This window comes from Flavobacteriales bacterium, from assembly GCA_016715895.1.
Taxonomy (GTDB): Bacteria; Bacteroidota; Bacteroidia; order Flavobacteriales_F; family PHOS-HE28; genus PHOS-HE28.
Window position 1 is genome coordinate 618,462 of record JADJXH010000004.1, and the last position, 16,574, is coordinate 635,035.

Here is a 16,574-nt window from a genome sequence, read left to right on the forward strand (position 1 = left end):
GCCATGAGGATCCCCGTCCTCTCACTGGCCCTGATAGCGGCGCTGACCCTTCAGGGCCAATACAGTGGCGACAATGTGCGCTACATGAACATCGCGCTGGAAGAACTGCCTGACGCGCTCAGAAAGGACCCGGGCAGCCTGCTCCTCGATGTGCGGTCCGTGGCCGAGTTCGGGGACACATGCCCGAATGCCGGTCTGAAGATCGGCCGCTTTCGCGGCGCGGTGAACATCCCGACCGATTCGTTCGCGTCCAACTATGAGCGGCTCATCCCTTACCGCCACCGGACCATCTACGTGTACTGCTCACACGGTCAGCGTAGCCGTCACGTGAGCAACCAGCTGGCGGATAGCGGCTTCACGAAGCTCAAGAACGTCAACGCCGGTCTGAGCCGGTTCTGGCACGAACATCACCACATGAGCGCGGTCCGGTCCCTGGTCGAGCGCGAGCATCCGGACATGCTCATCAGCACCACCGAGCTATGCGCCAAGCTCCAGGAAGGTGCGCTCGTGGTGGACATACGACCAGACTCGGTGTTCCACGGTCTTGGTCCGTACGAGGTTCAACGGGCTCGGGGTCGTGTCCGAGGGGCGCTGCATATCCCGTTCGAGATGCTCGAAGCGCGTGCTGTTGAGCTGCCGCAGGACCGGCCACTGATCTTCATCGATGCGAACGGTGACCACGCACCTTTGGCCGCCAGGCGAATGCGCGAAAGGGGGCACCCCCTGACGCACGCACTGTTCGGCGGGTTCGACGTGTTCCGCAACACAGGCCACGACTATTTTCCGTGCGCGGACAAGATCCTGTTGCGACAGGTTCCATACAAGGTCATCCCGATCGAGGGCCTGGACATGGCCGCGGTAACAGCCAGCGGTGGTGTTGTCTTGGATATCCGTTCGGCCGAGGAGTTCGAGGGCAGGCACGAACGGGTCCGGCTGAACTTGGGTCGACTACGCGGGCCGATCAACGCTCCACTGGATGAGATCCTGGCCGGTCGCGCGCCTGCGGACTTGAACAAGGAAACCCCGGTTCTCGTGATGGGGCGGATGGGTGCTGACACCTACAAAGCGGCCAATGCGCTGCACGCGCGTGGTCACAAGGACGTCACTGTGTTGGACGGAAGCATATGGCACTTGCGCTGGCACGCGCACAACTTCGCGGGCAAAGAACACATGGAGGAGTTGGTCGAGCGGCCACCCTACGGTCCGTGAGACCGCTCCGTGATGGGCCGTGGCTCCAAGAACCTGTCTTGACCGCGCGCTGCCCACGGGTTGGACAGGCACCACCATACCGGCGGATCGAGGGGACCGAGACCACACGCGAGCTTTGCCCCCGTGCCGTCCATCTCCACGCTCCTCCCCTACCACAACGCCGCCGCCACGCTCGACGCCGCCATCGCCAGCATGGCCGCGCAGACCTTCGCCGACCAGGAGCTGCTGCTGATCGACAACGCGAGCACGGATGAAGGCCCCGCCATCGCCCGCCGATGGGCCGATCGCGATCCGCGCATCACGCTGCTGCAGGAGCCCCGCCTCGGCATCGCCTACGCGCTCAACACCGGCCTGGAGCAGGCCCGGGGCCGGTACATCGCCCGCATGGACGCGGACGACATCAGCCACCCCGAACGCCTGGCAAAGCAGCGGGCCCATCTGGAGGCGCACCCGGAGATCGGCGTGCTGGGCACGGCCACGCGCTTCGTCAGCACCATGCCCGAGCACCGCGGCATGCAGGCCTTCGTGCAGTGGCAGAACGCCCTGCTGACCCCGCACGACCACTCCGTGAAGCGCTTCGTGGACGCCCCGCTCGCGCACCCCACGGTGCTGTTCCGCAGGCAGCTGGTGGAACGCCACGGCGCGTACGACACCGGTCCGCTGCCCGAGGACCACGAACTGTGGCTGCGCTGGATGGACGCGGGTGTGCGGATGGCCAAACTACCGGAGGAACTGCTGACGTGGAACGACCATGCCGAACGGCTCAGCCGCACCCACAGCAACTACGGCATCGACGCCTTCTTCGGTACCAAGGTGCGGTGGTTGGCGCGCTGGCTGAAGCGCACCCTGAACGGCCGTGCGGTGATCGTCGCGGGCACAAGCGCCTTGTGCCGGCAGCGCGCGCAGCTGCTCGCCGCCGAGGGCATCGCCATCGCGGCCTTCACCGACGTGAAGGCGCGTGCGGTGCCGGGCCACGCCTTCGTGCCCAGCGATGCGCTGCCGCCCGCGGGGGAGGCCTTCGTGGTGAGCTTCATCAGCCAGCGCGGGGCCGGCGATCGCATCGCGGCGTACCTCGGCTCACGCGGCCTGGTGGAGGGCACGGACTTCGTGCTGGCGGCCTGACGGCCCGCGCGCCGCACGCTGTTCCTTTGCGGCATGGAGGCCACCCCGCACACGCACAGCCTGGACCGCATCGCCGCGCTGCGCACGGCGTTCGAGCGGGGCGTGCTGCGCGATCCGGCGGTGCGCGCGAAGCACCTGCTGCGGCTGGCCGGCGCGCTTCACCGCCACGAGGACGCCGTGCTGGAGGCCATGCGGGCGGACATGGGCAAGCCGGTGATGGAGGCGTACATCGCCGAAGTGGGGGTGCTGGGCGAGGAGCTGCGGAACGCGGCCCATGAGGTGGCCCGGTGGGCCGCGCCGCGCCCGGTGCCCACGCCGTTGAAGCTGCAGGTGAGCAGCAGCACCGTGCACCCCTGTCCCCTGGGCGTGGTGCTGGTGGTGGCGCCCTGGAACTACCCGCTGCTGCTGGTGCTGGGTCCGCTGGCGGCGGCGCTGGCCGCGGGCAACTGCGCGGTGCTCAAACCCAGCGAGGACGCCCCGCGCACGGCGATGCTGGTGGAGCGCCTGGTGCGCGAGGCCGGCCTGCAGGAGCTGGTGCATGTGGTGCAGGGCGCGGGCCGCGAAGTGCTGCCCCCGCTGCTGGACGCCGTGCGCTTCGACCACGTGTTCTTCACCGGCAGCGCCGCCGTGGGCGCGCGCATCGCGGCCCAATGCGCGCCGAAGCTGGTGCCCGTCACCCTGGAGCTGGGCGGCAAGAGCCCCGCCATCGTGGACCGCAGCGCGCACTTGCCGGGCGCGGTGCGCCGCATCGCCTGGAGCAAGTTCTTCAACGCGGGACAGACCTGCGTGAGCGCCGACCATGTGCTGGTGCACGCCGATCGATACGACGCCTTCCTCCAGGCCTTCCGCGCGGAGGTGGAGCGCATGTTCGGTGCCGACCCGCAGCGCAGCCCCCACCTGGCCCGCATCGTGAACGACCGGCGCTGGCAGGTGCTGCGCGGGCACCTGGACCACGGGACGGTGCACCTGGGCGGCGGCCACGACCGCAGCGCGCGCTACATCGCGCCCACGGTGCTCACCGACGTGCCGCTGGACAGCCCGCCGATGCGCGAGGAGATCTTCGGCCCCCTCCTGCCGGTGCTGCCCTGGCGCGACCGCGACGAGCTGGCGGCGCTGACCGCGCGCAACCCCGAGCCGCTGAGCGCCTACCTCTTCGCCCGCGATGCGGGGCTGGAGCGCTGGTTCACGCAGGAGCTGCCCTTCGGCGGTGGCTGCATCAACGACACCATGGTGCACTTCGGCAATGCGCACCTGCCCTTCGGCGGGGTGGGGCGCAGCGGCTTGGGGCGCTACCACGGGCGCGCGGGCTTCGACCGCTTCAGCAACCTGAAGGGCGTGATGCACAGCAACGACCGGCTGGATCCCGGCGTGCGCTACGCGCCCTACCGGCCCTGGCAGCTGAAGGTGCTGCGCCGGCTGTTCCGGTGACATCCGTCACCAGCCGGACCCAACACGCGTCGGGAGCTTTGCGGCATGCTCCACCGCTCCGCCTCCATCCGCCTGTTCGTGCTGTTCCTCACCGGGACCCTGATCCCCGCCACCGATGCACAGATGATCGGAGACCGCATGCTCGCCCTGGAGGAAGTGACGCTGGCCGGAATGCCCGGCCTGCAGTCCTTCGCGTGGGGCACGCACAACGGGGAATGGTTGCTGATCGGCGGCCGCACGGACGGCCTGCATCGTCGCCAGCCGCCGGTCGCCTTCCTGGCGTCGGACAACAACACCAGCGCGTGGGTGGTGGCGCCGGCCACGGGCCAGGTGTGGTCGGCCTCGCTCAGCACCCTGCCCACCGGCCTGTTCGAGCAGCTGCAGAGCACCAACATGGAATACGTGCAACGCGACAGCATGCTCTACATCGTGGGCGGCTATGCGTACAGCGCCACGGCGGGGGATCACATCACGCACGACCGCCTGGCCGCGGTGCATGTGCCCAACGCCATCGCCGCCATCAAGGCCGGGGCGCCGATCGCGCCGCACTTCCGTCAGCTCACCGATGCGCGCATGGCCGTCACCGGCGGCTATCTGGGGCGGCACAACGACCTCTTCCTGCTGGTGGGCGGCCAGCGCTTCATCGGCCGCTACAACCCGATCGGTCCGGACCATGGACCGGGCTTCGTGCAGGAATACACCAACGCCATTCGCCGCTTCCGCATCGCGGACGATGGGGTGGGCTTGGCCATCACCGACTTCAGCGAGACGGTGGACACGGTGAACCTGCACCGCAGGGACTACAACCTGGTGCCGCAGGTGTTCCCGGACGGCACGCACGGCTTCACCGCCTTCAGCGGTGTGTTCCAGTACGTGGACGATGTGCCCTGGCTGAACACCGTGGACATCACCGACAGCGCGTACACGGTGGTGCCCGGCTTCGAGCAATGGCTGAACCAGTACCACACGGCCCACCTGCCGATGCACGACGCCACGGACAACAGCATGCGCACGGTGTTCTTCGGCGGCATCGGCCGCTACCACTACGTGAACGGCGTGCTGGTGGACGACCCCGATGTGCCCTTCGTGAACACCATCAGCCTGGTGACGCGCGCGGCGGACGGCACCATGACCGAGGAGGCCATCGGCACCATGCCGGGCCTGCTGGGCGCCAGCGGGGAACTGATCCCGGCGCCGGGCCTGCCGATGACGGGGCATGACGTGGTGCACCTGGACCAACTGCCGCCGGACAGCGTGCTGCTGGGGCACATCGTGGGCGGCATCGAAAGCACGGGGGAGAACATCTTCTTCATCAACACCGGCGCGGAGAGCGAGGCCAGCACGCGGCTCTTCCGCGTGTGGCTGCTGCCGGTGGCCTCCACGGTGGTGGCGCCGAACGCGCAGGAGGAGCAGGTGTTGCTGCTTCGCCGGGCCGAAGCGGACCGCCTGATCGCGGTGCTGACGATGCCTACCGGGGCGCGCACCGTGGTGGACCTGCTGGACAGCGCCGGGCGGCGGGTGAAGCGGATCGCGGAAGCCCAGCTGCCCAAGGGCCGTCACGAGTTGGCGGTGGACCTGCGCGACCTGGCCCCGGGGGCGTACACCGTGGAGGTGCGCACCACGGACGGTCGGTGGAGCGCCCGCTTCGTGCGCTGACTCAGCCCAGCACCTGTTCGGCGCGCTTGGGCCGCAGGCGGTCGCGCACCAGCCGCAGGTGGGCCTGGTCGCACTCCAGCGTGGCGGTGACGCGCACGGGCAGGCGGGTGACCCAGTGCCGGTGGCCGGTGATGCCCTCGCGCGCGCAGAACTCGTCCACATGATGCAGGAAGTGCTCCGCGGTGGCGGGCGCGTCGGGCCCGAAGAAATCCCAGTGGAAGCGGAGCAGGGGCATTGAGGCGGGTCGGCTACTTTGCGCAAAGGTGGACACGGTGCTCTACTTCCTGGTGGCCGCGGTGGCCAGCTTCATCGGCTCGGTGCAGGCCGGTGTGGTGAACACCGCGGTGCTGGCCCATACCGTGAAGTGGGGGCGTACAGCGGGCCGGCGCATGGCCGTGGGCGGATCCATCCCCGAGTTCGTGTACGCGGCCGTGGCCTTCTGGGGCGCGGGGCGCCTGGTGGAGGCGCTGGGCCTGGGTGCGCGCGGCATCACCCTGGTGATCTCGACCATCCTGCTGGTGCTGGGGCTGTACTTCGTGTTCCTCTTCCACCCGCGGCCCGCAGCGCCGGGCGAGGACAAGCTGACGGGCGACCTGCGGCGGGGCGTGCTGCTGGGCCTGGCCAACCCGCAGTTGCTGCTCTTCTGGTGCGGGGTGCGGCTGATGGTGATCGCCTGGGGAATGACCGGCGAAGGGGTGCTGGACCTGCTGGCCTTCGCGCTGGGGGCCTTCACGGGCGCCATCATCCTGCTCCTGATCCTGGTGCGGCTGGGGGTGAAGGCCCAGGAGAGGCTCTCGCCGAAGGGGCTGCGCGTGCTCTTCCGCAGCATCGGCGCGTTCTTGCTGGCCAGCGGCTGCTATGGCCTGATGCGGGCGGGAGGCTGGGTGCCGTGAGGCGCTACGCCAGCCGGTCGCTCAGCAGCCGCATCTCCATCAGCGGCGCCATACTTACCAGGACGCGGGTTCAGGGAAAAACCTTGTAGATATCTCTGCGGTCCGCGATCCGCGCGAGAACGATCCGGCCACCGGTCAAATAAAACCCGATGCGATGATCACCAACCCGGATCCGAAAGGCGTTCGGCTCCTGTTCAAGCTTCTTCACATGCCTGATCACCTGCGGTGTACGGGCATCCTTCACTTCCTGGATGACACGAGCAATGCGTCTAAGGAGCATCGGGTCCTGAATGCGCTTCAGGTCATTGGCGAAACTCTTGAGGTACTCCACCTCCATCAGCGACGAAGCAGCTTCATCACGGCTTCCTCCGAAACTTTCTTCGTCCGATCGGCCTTCCGCATAAGGATGGCAAGCCCCATGTCGAGCACATCTTCTTCGGAAAGCCGATGGCTTTTCATGCCCATGCGAAGCACCAACCGTTGGAGCAGGTCCGCCTCTTCAGCGTTCTTCGGCCTGATCAACAAGGCCCCATGATCTTTTACCATCGTTCAAAGTTACGCGAGCCGGTCGCTCAGCAGCCGCATCTCCATCAGCGGCGCCATCTTCTCGTACAGCATGCGGTAGGTGGCCTCGGTGATGGGCATGTCCACCTTCACGCGCTGGTTGATCTCGTGCACGCACTTGACGGCGTAGTAGCCCTCGGCCACCATGTTCATCTCGAGCTGGGCGGCGCGCACGCTGTAGCCCTTGCCCACCATGGTGCCGAACTCGCGGTTGCGGCTGAAGGTGCTGTAGGCCGTCACCAGCAGGTCGCCCAGGTAGGCGGGCTCGTTGATGTCGCGGGCGATGGGGTGCACGGCGGCCACGAAGCGCTCGATCTCCTGGATGGCGCGGCTCACGAGCACCGCGCGGAAGTTGTCGCCGTAGCCCAGGCCCACGCTGATGCCGGCGCACACGGCGATCACGTTCTTGAGGATGGCCGCGTACTCGGTGCCGTAGATGTCGTCGCTGAGCGTGGTCTTCATGTAGCGCCCGTTGAGGGCGGCGCCCATGGCCTTCGCCCGCTCCGGGTCCGGACAGGCGATGGTGAGGTAGCTGAGGCGTTCCATGGCCACCTCCTCGGCGTGGCACGGACCGCAGATGACGCCGAAGTCGTGCTCGGCCACGCCCCAGTGCCGGAACAGGTATTCGCCCACGATCTGGTTGGTCTCCGGCACGATGCCCTTCACCGCGCTGAAGAGGGTCTTCCCCTTGAGCTCGGCGGGGTCCAGTTGATCGAGGGTGGCCTTCAGGAAGGCGCTGGGCACCGCGAGCACGAGCACCCCGGCATCGCGCACCACCGCATGGATGTCGCTGTCCATGGCCAGGCGGTCCACCTCGAACTGGGCGGCGCTGATGTAGTCGGGGTTGTGGCCGTATTTGGCGATGTGCGCGATGGTCTCCGGGCGGCGCACCCACCAGCCCACGCGGTCGGCGTTGGCCGAGAGCAGCTTCACCAGGGCGGTGCCCCAGCTGCCGGCGCCGATGACGGCGATGCGTTGCGCGGTGCTCATGCGCGGCGAAGATCGGTCTTGTCCGGCACCCGCAAGGGCGATGCCCCGGCAGCGGGCTCCGTTCAGAAGGTCACGTCCACCACCACCTCCTGCCCCTCGCGCAGCACGGCCACCGGCGCGGTGTCGCCCTTCTTGAACTGGCCCAGGGCCTTCATGTAGCCCATCATGTCGGCGACCTCCACGGCGCCCATGCGCACCACCACGTCACCGGCCTTCAGCCCGGCGGCGGCGGCGGGCTTGCCCTCGCTCACACCATCGATGCGCATGCCCTTGCCGTCGTACATGTAGTCCGGCACCACGCCCAGCGTCACCTTGAAGCGCGGTGTGCTGGCGCTGTCGGCGTCCTGGGTCTTGGTGAAGGCCAGCCGGCCGTCATCGTTCAGCGTGGTGATGAGGCTTTCGATGTAGCGGGTGACGCGCAGCATGCCGTCGTAGTTGATCTTCGCCTCATCGTCGCCGGGCTTGTGGTAGTCACCGTGCGTGCCGGTGAAGAAGTGGATGGCGGGGATGCCCTGCAGGTAGAAGCTGGTGTGGTCGCTGGGGCCGATGCCGCTCGTGGTGGTCTTCATCTTGAGCGCGCCGGCCTGCACGCGGTCCACCTCATCCCAGGCGGGCGAGGTGCCCACGCCGTTGATGCCGATGCTGCTGTCGGCCTCCAACCGGCCCACCATGTCCAGGTTGATCATGTAGTTGAGCTCGGCCAGGGGCACGGTGGGGTGCTTGGTCCAGTAGTTGGATCCGAACAGGCCCTTCTCCTCGCCGCTGAAGGCGATGAAGAGGTAGTCGTTGGCGCGCGCCTCGTCCAGCTCGGCGAGGTCGCGGGCCAGCTGCAGCATCACGGCCACGCCGCTGGCGTTGTCGTCTGCGCCGTTGTGGATGGCGGGCTCGCCGCGGTGCAGGCTGCCCTCGTCACCGAAGCCCAGGTGGTCGTAGTGCGCCCCGATCACCACCACGGTGGGTTTGCCGTTGTCGAGCATCCCCAGCACGTTGTGCCCGGTGCTGGTGGGGCGCTCGATGGTGACGGTGAGCGAGACCGGGTTGCCGTCGCGCACCAGCTCGGTGTGGCGGTCGCCCTTCAGGAACACGACCGGCACGGGCAGCGGCCGGGCCTTGGCGCGCAGCGCGGCCGAAGGGTCCTCCACGGCCTTGTCGTCGTTGTAGAAGAGCACGCAGCTGGCGCCCAGTTCCACGGCCTTGGCGGCGCGGAGCTCCAGGTCGTGGTAGGCCAGGAACTTCGAGTGCGGATGGATGCCATCGGGCGAACCCACGGCGATGGCGGCGCACTTGCCCGTGAGGTCGAGGTCGGCGAAATCGTTGCGCTCCAGTTCGGGCGCGTGGATGCCGTAGCCGCAGCGCACCACGGTGGACAGCACGGCGCCGCTGCCCGAGAAGGACAGCGGGTGATACTGCTCGTTGATCGCGAGCCGTTCGCGGCCCAGCTGGAACACCTGCTTGTCGCCGAGCACGGGCTGTGCGGCGAAGGTGAAGGCCTGGCGGTAGGTGGCGCTGTCGCCGTAGGGCATCAGGCCGATGGAGGCCATCTTCTGCGCGATGTAGTCGCCGGCCAGGCGTTCGCCCTTGGTGCCGGCCTCACGCCCTTCCAGCAGGTCGCTCGCCAGGTACTGGACGTCGTACTTCATCTGGTCGCGCGCCTCCTGGTCGCTGAGCAGCTGGGCGTGCAGCGCGGGAGCGGTGAGGAGGAGCGTGGCGGCGATCGCGAGGCGCATGGGTGGGGAATGGGGCCGCAAAGGTACTGGCACGGCCAGGGGTGCGCACCTTTGCGCCATGCGCCTCCCGATCCTGCCCCTGTTGTTGGCCGCCCTGATGGGGGGCTGTGCGGAGACCACGCCGGAGGACCGCACGGTGCCCACGCCGGGCGGCCGCTGGACCGACGCGCGCCTGCAGGCCGTGCTGGAGGCCCAGGACCATCGGCGCACGGCGGACCTCTGCGCGCTGCTGCAGGACAGCGTGGCCGGTGTGCGCGAGGCGGCGGCGCTGGCCCTGGCGAGCGTGCAGGACAGCGCGGCGCGCCCCTGCCTGCTGGCCGCCCTGCGCGATGCGGATGCGACGGTGCGCGGAGCGGTGGGCCTCGCCCTGAGCGGAGTGGCGGACAGCATGGCGCTGGCCGCCCTGCTGGCGGTGGCGGAACAGGAGCAGGATTCGATGGTGCGGGCCGGGCTGTTCGGCGTCGGGTTCGCCGCGGAGCTGCGCCTGCGGAAGCATGATCCCGACTGGTACATCAGCTACCTGGAAAGCGACCACCGCAGCATCCGCAGGCGCGCCGCACAGACCCTGTCGCGCCTGCCCCGCGAAGTGCTGGCCCCCACGGCCGCCAGCGTGCTGCACGCCGTGCAGGTGGAGCGCGACCCGGCCGTGCGGCAGTTCCTCGTGGCCTCCCTGAAGCACCACGCCACGCGCGGGGTCACCGACACCTTGCGCCGCCTGGCGGAGCACGACAGCATGCCGCAGATCCGCATCGCGGCCGTGCGGGCGCTCGGGGCCAAGGAGGACACGCTGCTGGCACCGCTGCTGCTGGAGCGCGCCACCACCGACCCGGATCCCGGTGTAAGGCAGGTGGCCGTGGAGCAGCTGCAGCGCTATCACGTGCACCTGGACGGCGATGCCATCTGGAAGGCGGCGCAGGAGAGCAGCGACTACCGGGTGAAGCTGCCGCTGTACGGGCTGGTGATGAAGCACGCCGGTCCGGAGACGCGCGTGATCTGCCGCATGCTGATGGAGAGCATGCGCCGGCAGGACCTGGGGCCCTACCTCAACGCGGCCTTGATCACGGCGGTGGGCCCCACGCTGCCGCAGGACACCCTGCTGGCGGTGGTGCTGGGAGACCGGCCCGCCGTGGAACGCCAGGCGGCGCTCACCGCGTCCATGGCGCAGTTCCAGGAGAAGCTCAAGGCCGGCGAGATCGACCAGGCGGGCCGGGACAAGTGGCTGGTGGGGCAGCTGCGGCAGGTGCTGGCCAGCGGGGATGCCGGGCTCATCGCCGCCGTGTGCGACCGGCTGGCCGAGGAACGGCCTGAATTCCTGCGGCAGCTGCTCACGGGGTCCGTGGTGGCCCGTGTGCGCGAGGCGCTGCATCCGGTGCGCGACCTGGAGACGCTGCAGCTGCTGGACCAGGCCCTGGCCCGGCGGGACGGCCGCGAGCCACCCGTGCACGCCGCGCCCCCGTTCAACCACCCGATCGATCGGGCGCGGCTGGGCCTGCTGCGCGATGGCCAGCGCTACCGCATCGTCACGGCCAAGGGCACCATCGTGCTGGCGATCGAGCCGGCCACCGCACCGGGCAGTTGCGTGGCCTTCGACTCGCTGGTCACCGCGGGCTATTACGATGGCAAGGCCTTCCACCGCATCGTGCCCAACTTCGTGGCACAGGGCGGCTGCCCGCGCGGCGACGGCTTCGGCGGCATGCGGTGGACCCTGCGCACCGAGGTGGGGCCGCGGGGCTTCGTGGAGGGCGCGGTGGGCCTGGCCTCCGCGGGACGCGACACGGAGAGCTGCCAGTTCTTCATCATGCTCTCCGCGGCCCCGCACCTGGACGGCCGCTACACGCGGTTCGCGCGGGTGATCAGCGGCTTGGAGGTGGCCCGGCGGCTCGAGGTGGGGGATGTGATGACGAAGGTGGAGCGGGTGCGGTAGGCGCAGTACGGACGATATCAGGGAACGTGGCTCCATCTGCCGCACCTGGTCCGGGCAGTTGACCAGCGGGCGATCATGGCCGATGCTCCACCAACAGCTGGTTCAGGCGATCGGCGAGCTGCTGGTGCCTGAGGCCGTAATTGTCCGGTAGCGCAGCGTGGTAGCCGGTGATGGCGGTGGTCCAGGCCTGCATGCGCGTGTGCTTCGACCGGTGCTTCGATCCCTCCATGAACAGGATGCCCACCATGCGGTGCCGCTGCCGGAACGGGCCGTGCCACTGGGTCCATTCGGCCACCCCGAAGCGTTCGATCTCCGACCAAGCGTAGTGGTGGCTGCGCAGGAAGGTCTTCACGTAAATGCCCCTTGAGGTCGCGACCAAGCGTGCCGAGCCCGGGATCAGCTGGATCAAGGACACCACCGCGCCAAGCCCGAAGAAGATCACGCTGAACCAGCCGACACCGCGCTTGAACGGCTCATCCGCGTGATGCGCCATCCACCAGCCGGCCACAACGAACAGCAGGCAGATGAACAACACGCGCAGCCATTTCCACGGCCGTGGTGTCAACACGAGGAGGGGATGCTCCTGGGAGGACACGGAACGAACACAGGCAGGATGCCTGTGCGACCTTACTCGAACTTCTCCGGCCGCATCTGCGGAAAGAGCAGCACCTCCTGGATCGCAGGGTTGTCCGTGAGCAGCATCACCAGGCGGTCCATGCCGATGCCGATGCCGCTCGTGGGCGGCATGCCGTACTCCAAAGCGCGCAGAAAATCCTGGTCGATGTACATGGCCTCGTCATCACCGCGCTGCTGCAGCTTCAACTGCTCCTCGAAGCGCTCGCGCTGGTCGATGGGGTCGTTGAGCTCGCTGTAGGCGTTGGCCACCTCGAAGCCGGCCACGAAGAGCTCGAAGCGCTCGGTGAGGCGGGGGTCCGTGCGGTGCTTCTTGCACAGCGGGCTCATCTCCACGGGGAAGTCGGTGACGAAGGTGGGCTGGATGAGCTCCGGCTGCACCAGCGCGCTGAACAGCTCGTCGATCAGCTTGCCCTTGCCCATCATGGGCGCCACCTCGATGCCGTGCTGCACGCACAGCCGGCGCACGTCCTCCTCGTCCATCGCCAGCACATCGGCACCGGTCTTCTCCTGGATGCTGCCGCACATGGTGATCCGCTTGAAGGGTCCGGCGAAGCTGATCTCCCTGCCCTGGAAGGTGGCGGCGGGCGCGCCGTTCGCGGCGATGGCGGCACGGCTGAACACGCCTTCGATGAAGTCCATCATCCACCGGTAGTCCTTGTAGGCCACGTACAGCTCCATCACCGTGAACTCCGGGTTGTGGGTGCGGTCCATGCCTTCGTTGCGGAAGTTGCGGCTGAACTCGAACACCCCGTCGAAGCCGCCCACGATGAGGCGCTTGAGGTAGAGCTCGTTGGCGATGCGCAGGAAGAAGGGCACATCGAGCGCGTTGTGGTGCGTGACGAAGGGGCGGGCCGCGGCGCCACCGGGGATGGCCTGCAGCACCGGGGTGTCCACCTCGATGTAGCCGGCCTCCTGAAAGGCGCTGCGCATGGCGTCGAAGATCCGCGCGCGCTTCAGGAAGGTGTTCTTCACGTGGTGGTTCACCACCAGGTCCACGTAGCGCATGCGGTAGCGCTGCTCGGGGTCGGTGAAGGCGTCGTGCACCTGGCCCTGCTCGTCGGTCTTCACCACCGGCAGGGGCCGCAGCGCCTTGCTCAGCACAGTGAGCTGCTTCACGTGCACGGTGATCTCTCCGGTGCGCGTCCTGAACACATGCCCCTGCACCCCGATGAAGTCGCCCAGATGGAGCAGGTGCTTCCACACCTCGTCGTATAGCGTCTTGTCCTCGCCGGGCGACACCTCATCGCGGGCCACGTAGATCTGCTGGTCGCCGGTGTGGTCGCGCAGCACGGCGAAACTGGCCTTGCCCATCACGCGCACGCTCATCAGGCGGCCGGCGATGGTCACCTGGGCGGGTTCCCCCTCCTCGGTGAACAGGCCCTTGACCTGCAGGGCCGTGGCGGTCACCGGGAATTCGGCGGCGGGGAAGGGCTCGATGCCGAGGGCGCGGAGCTTCTGCAGCGCCTCGCGGCGCACGAGCTCCTGATCGGAGAGGGCGTGGGACATGATCGGAAGGAAAGGGCCGCGAAGTTACCGGGTGCGGCCGGACGGTTCAGAGGAGCCGCAAGCCTCTGACCATCCGGAACTCTTTCCGGTTTCTCCTTGCGTGCCAGGCCGACGATGATGCCGGTGTCGATCAATACCGCCGCCATGCGCGCTCCCTGATCTTCTCCAGGTCGATGTCCCGGTCAGCCCAAATGCCCCAGAACTCGTTCAGTGCATCCTTCTTCACCTTGTCCTCCCGATCAATGAACTCGGATATCATCGCGGAGATGCTCGTCTTCCGCCGTTTGCTCAATGCCCGCGCCTTGCGCTTGATGCGTTCATCGACGAGCAGGGTGAGCTTGGTCTTCATGGCACGTACGGATGATCCAATGTACGTACGCGGTATCCAGGGAACAACCCGAGGACCCTGGGAAGCGTATGAGCGGCCTAATTTCGACCCGCCAACGCCACATCATCCCTGCCGGGGACCGGCATTCCACGCATGCACACGCTCATCGACGCTTTTCCGAAGCAACTGAAGGAAGCCCTGGAGATCGGGCGCAAGGCCCAGCTGAGAACCCCGGGCGACCCGTACGGCAACGTGGTGGTCACCGGCCTGGGCGGCAGCGGCATCGGCGGACGCATCGCCGCGCAACTGGTGCACAAGGAGGCCCGGTGCCCCATCGAGGTGTACAACAACTACTACCTGCCGGGCTATGTGGACCACAAGAGCCTGGTGATCGCCTGCAGCTACAGCGGCAACACCGAGGAGACCCTCGCCGCCATGGAGCAGGCCCTGGGCAAGGGCGCGCGCGTGGTGGTGATCACCAGCGGCGGCACCATGCTGGAGACCGCCAAGGCCAAGGGGCTGGACCACATCGTGATCCCCGGCGGCAATCCGCCCCGCACCATGCTGGCCTACTCGCTGGTGCAGCAGTTCTTCGTGCTGCATCACTTCGGCATCATCGGCGACGGCTTCGAGGGCGCGATACGCAGTGCAGCGAGCATGCTCGAGGATGAGAAGGAGGCCATCAAGAAGGCCGCACAGGCCCTCACCGAACAGCTCTTCGGCAAGCGCCTGGTGATCTACAGCGAGGCCTCCACCGAGGCGGTGAGCATCCGCTTCCGGCAGCAGGTGAACGAGAACAGCAAGGAACTGTGCTGGCACCACGCCATCCCCGAGATGAACCACAACGAACTGGTGGGCTGGGCCGGCGGCACAGACGACATCGCGGTGGTGATCTTCCGGCACAAGGAGGACCACGAGCGCAGCCAGATCCGCATGGAGATCAACAAGGAGGTGTTCCGCCGATACACCCCGCACATCCACGACGTGTGGAGCCGGGGCGACACGGCCTTCGCACGGCAGCTGTACCTCATCAACCTGGGCGACTGGGTGAGCTATTACTGGGCGGAGAAGAAGGGCGTGGACCCCACCGAGATCGCGGTGATCAACATGCTGAAGGGGAAGCTGGCGGAGGTGAAGTGAGTGGCGAGCGGCGGCCCACAGGCTGACGCACCGAGTAGCGAGTGGCGAGTGGCGGCCCACAGGCTGACGCACCGAGTGGCGAGTGGATCCCTCCCGGGTTTCACGAGACTGTTCAGTAAAGTGTGTCAGGCCGGATTGCGAACTTCAACACCTGACCCATGGAGGACAAGACGGACAAGTTCGATTACGAAGCCTTCGAGAAGGAGGCCATGAAGCAATTGCTACTGGGCAAGCCCTTGAGCGGCAGCGATGGGGTGCTGACCCCGCTGGTGAAGCGACTGATGGAGGCCTCGCTACGGGGCGAGCTGAGCGCTCACCTGGCCGAGGAGCCGCCTGGAGGTAACCGGCGCAACGGACATGGGCGCAAGCGGGTGAAGACCGCCCACGGAGAGGTGGAGATCGCCACGCCGCGCGACCGTGAGGGAACCTTCGACCCGGTGCTGCTGCCCAAGCGCGAGCGCGTGCTGAACGCCGAGCTGGACATGAAGATCATCAAGCTCTACGGGCTTGGGATGAGCCAGCGCGACATAAGCGACCATGTGCGGGACCTGTACGGCATCGAGGTGAGCGAGGCCACGATCAGCGCGGTGACCGACCAGGTGATCGCCGATGTACAGACCTGGCGGCAGCGGCCCTTGGAGGCGCGCTACGCGATCGTGTGGCTCGATGCCATCCACTTCAAGGTGAAGCAGGAAGGGCGCGTGGTGAACAAGGCCGTATACACCGCCTTGGGCGTTGGCCCCGATGGCCACAAGGACCTGCTGGGCCTGTACGTGGGGCAGAGCGAAGGGGCCAAGTTCTGGCTGGGCGTGCTGGGCGACCTGCGCCAACGCGGCGTGGAGGACATGCTGATCGCATGCATCGACAACCTGAGCGGCTTCTCCGACGCGATCTCCTTGGTGTACCCACAGAGCGATATCCAGCTCTGCATCGTGCACCAGGTGCGCAATACCCTGAAGTACATCAGCTACAAGCACTACAAGGAGGTGGTCAAGGACATGCGGGCCATCTACCGGGCCCCTGGTGAGCAGCAAGCGCTGCATGCCCTGGAGGTCTTCAGCGACAAATGGGGGAACGCTACCCGCAGGCGGTGAGCTCCTGGCACACCAACTGGCCGCTGCTGGCCAGCCAGTACCGCTACAGCGAGCGCATCCGGCGGCTCATCTACACCACCAATCCCATCGAGGGCTTCCACGCTCAGCTGCGCAAGTACACCAAGACCAAGCGCGTCTTCGACAACGACATGGCCCTGCTCAAGCTGCTCTATCTGGCCCAGCAGCGCATCGTGGAGAAAATGGCCGCCAAGCCCATCTTCGCTTGGAGGGAGATAGCCGCCGAGCTACGCCTGCTCTTCGGCCCACGCTTCGATCCACAGGCGATCAACACCGATCAACAGGTTCTGAGTCTCCCCCGGACCCCCTCGTTCAAAACCCAACAACATCAACATCATC

15 protein-coding genes and 1 pseudogene are annotated in these 16,574 nt (G+C 67.5%); 8 read left to right on the forward strand and 8 right to left on the reverse strand.

The window, feature by feature from the left end; translation table 11 throughout:
- Positions 1 to 3: 3 nt before the first annotated feature.
- From IPM49_11220 to IPM49_11235, 4 genes are all read left to right on the forward strand, one after another.
- Positions 4 to 1,209: a rhodanese-like domain-containing protein gene (locus IPM49_11220; GenBank protein MBK9275091.1), complete on the forward strand. Its 1,206-nt coding sequence runs from the start codon at positions 4 to 6 to the stop codon at positions 1,207 to 1,209.
- A gap of 123 nt (positions 1,210 to 1,332) precedes the next feature.
- Positions 1,333 to 2,331 (forward strand): glycosyltransferase, encoded by a 999-nt coding sequence (locus IPM49_11225; GenBank protein MBK9275092.1) that lies wholly within the window; start codon positions 1,333 to 1,335, stop codon positions 2,329 to 2,331.
- A 33-nt stretch (positions 2,332 to 2,364) separates the two neighbouring features.
- Positions 2,365 to 3,759: an aldehyde dehydrogenase family protein gene (locus IPM49_11230; GenBank protein ID MBK9275093.1), complete on the forward strand. Its 1,395-nt coding sequence runs from the start codon at positions 2,365 to 2,367 to the stop codon at positions 3,757 to 3,759.
- Between the two features lie 45 nt (positions 3,760 to 3,804).
- Positions 3,805 to 5,415, forward strand: a complete 1,611-nt coding sequence (locus IPM49_11235; GenBank protein MBK9275094.1) for a T9SS C-terminal target domain-containing protein — start codon at positions 3,805 to 3,807, stop codon at positions 5,413 to 5,415.
- A 1-nt stretch (position 5,416) separates the two neighbouring features.
- Here IPM49_11235 and IPM49_11240 read toward each other — a convergent pair whose 3' ends face one another.
- Complete coding sequence (locus tag IPM49_11240; protein ID MBK9275095.1) at positions 5,417 to 5,650, reverse strand: hypothetical protein; 234 nt, start codon at positions 5,648 to 5,650, stop codon at positions 5,417 to 5,419.
- Between the two features lie 28 nt (positions 5,651 to 5,678).
- Here IPM49_11240 and IPM49_11245 point away from each other — a divergent pair, with 28 nt between their 5' ends.
- Positions 5,679 to 6,308 carry a LysE family transporter gene (locus tag IPM49_11245; protein MBK9275096.1) on the forward strand — a complete coding sequence of 210 codons (630 nt, stop codon included), beginning with the start codon at positions 5,679 to 5,681 and terminating at the stop codon, positions 6,306 to 6,308.
- A 70-nt stretch (positions 6,309 to 6,378) separates the two neighbouring features.
- On the opposite strand, the gene IPM49_11250 is transcribed toward IPM49_11245, so the two are convergent.
- The 4 genes from IPM49_11250 to IPM49_11265 all read right to left on the reverse strand — a co-directional run bounded on the left by IPM49_11250 (position 6,379) and on the right by IPM49_11265 (position 9,589).
- Positions 6,379 to 6,645 carry a type II toxin-antitoxin system RelE/ParE family toxin gene (locus IPM49_11250; protein ID MBK9275097.1) on the reverse strand — a complete coding sequence of 89 codons (267 nt, stop codon included), beginning with the start codon at positions 6,643 to 6,645 and terminating at the stop codon, positions 6,379 to 6,381.
- Complete coding sequence (locus IPM49_11255; GenBank protein MBK9275098.1) at positions 6,645 to 6,854, reverse strand: hypothetical protein; 210 nt, start codon at positions 6,852 to 6,854, stop codon at positions 6,645 to 6,647. The genes IPM49_11250 and IPM49_11255 overlap by 1 nt, the downstream gene beginning before the upstream one ends.
- A gap of 9 nt (positions 6,855 to 6,863) precedes the next feature.
- The gene (locus IPM49_11260) at positions 6,864 to 7,862 is read right to left on the reverse strand and encodes an NAD(P)H-dependent glycerol-3-phosphate dehydrogenase (GenBank protein MBK9275099.1); all 999 of its coding nucleotides are present in this window, start codon (positions 7,860 to 7,862) and stop codon (positions 6,864 to 6,866) included.
- A 62-nt stretch (positions 7,863 to 7,924) separates the two neighbouring features.
- On the reverse strand, positions 7,925 to 9,589 hold the full coding sequence (locus tag IPM49_11265; GenBank protein MBK9275100.1) for a M28 family peptidase: 1,665 nt from the start codon (positions 9,587 to 9,589) through the stop codon (positions 7,925 to 7,927).
- A gap of 58 nt (positions 9,590 to 9,647) precedes the next feature.
- Here IPM49_11265 and IPM49_11270 point away from each other — a divergent pair, with 58 nt between their 5' ends.
- Positions 9,648 to 11,513: a peptidylprolyl isomerase gene (locus tag IPM49_11270; protein MBK9275101.1), complete on the forward strand. Its 1,866-nt coding sequence runs from the start codon at positions 9,648 to 9,650 to the stop codon at positions 11,511 to 11,513.
- A 73-nt stretch (positions 11,514 to 11,586) separates the two neighbouring features.
- Here IPM49_11270 and IPM49_11275 read toward each other — a convergent pair whose 3' ends face one another.
- From IPM49_11275 to IPM49_11285, 3 genes are all read right to left on the reverse strand, one after another.
- The gene (locus tag IPM49_11275) at positions 11,587 to 12,108 is read right to left on the reverse strand and encodes a PH domain-containing protein (GenBank protein ID MBK9275102.1); all 522 of its coding nucleotides are present in this window, start codon (positions 12,106 to 12,108) and stop codon (positions 11,587 to 11,589) included.
- Between the two features lie 32 nt (positions 12,109 to 12,140).
- Positions 12,141 to 13,655: a lysine--tRNA ligase gene (gene lysS / locus IPM49_11280; GenBank protein ID MBK9275103.1), complete on the reverse strand. Its 1,515-nt coding sequence runs from the start codon at positions 13,653 to 13,655 to the stop codon at positions 12,141 to 12,143.
- Between the two features lie 130 nt (positions 13,656 to 13,785).
- Positions 13,786 to 14,004 carry a hypothetical protein gene (locus tag IPM49_11285; GenBank protein MBK9275104.1) on the reverse strand — a complete coding sequence of 73 codons (219 nt, stop codon included), beginning with the start codon at positions 14,002 to 14,004 and terminating at the stop codon, positions 13,786 to 13,788.
- Positions 14,005 to 14,136: 132 nt separating this feature from the next.
- On the opposite strand from IPM49_11285, the gene IPM49_11290 reads away from it, so the two are divergent.
- On the forward strand, positions 14,137 to 15,123 hold the full coding sequence (locus IPM49_11290) for a bifunctional phosphoglucose/phosphomannose isomerase (GenBank protein ID MBK9275105.1): 987 nt from the start codon (positions 14,137 to 14,139) through the stop codon (positions 15,121 to 15,123).
- Between the two features lie 158 nt (positions 15,124 to 15,281).
- Positions 15,282 to 16,504 (forward strand): annotated as a pseudogene (locus IPM49_11295) (IS256 family transposase).
- Positions 16,505 to 16,574: the final 70 nt, after the last annotated feature.